At 60.0% G+C, this 270-nt stretch carries 1 pseudogene; it reads right to left on the bottom strand.

From position 1 onward, the window contains the following. Positions 1-19: 19 nt before the first annotated feature. Positions 20-196: pseudogene (locus C5F48_RS26345) on the bottom strand (IS30 family transposase); the annotation flags it as partial. Positions 197-270: the final 74 nt, after the last annotated feature.

The following is a 270-nucleotide window of genomic DNA, read 5'->3' as shown; positions in this document are numbered from 1 at the left end:
GGGTGATCTGATGGCGGACTCAACCGGTCGTCGCAACACCTTCGATCATATCCTGTTTGAGCAGCCGGTCGAGATCTTCTGCCGACGTCAGCCACCCGAGGCTTTTCCGGGGGCGGGTGTTCAGCGCATGGGCAACGGCGCTCAGCTCTTCGGCGCCGTGTTGGCTAAGATCCGTGCCCTCGGGGAGGCATTGGCGGGCCGAGAACGACGAAACTGAGAACTACGTCTAATTTATACGCTCTAGTGCCGCAGGGGGCTCTGTTGCACAAA

Source organism: Cereibacter changlensis JA139 (assembly GCF_003034985.1).
In the GTDB taxonomy this organism is placed as follows: domain Bacteria; phylum Pseudomonadota; class Alphaproteobacteria; order Rhodobacterales; family Rhodobacteraceae; genus Cereibacter; species Cereibacter changlensis.
Note: the sequence above shows the minus strand (reverse complement) of the source record. Positions and strands in the feature narration are given on the sequence as shown.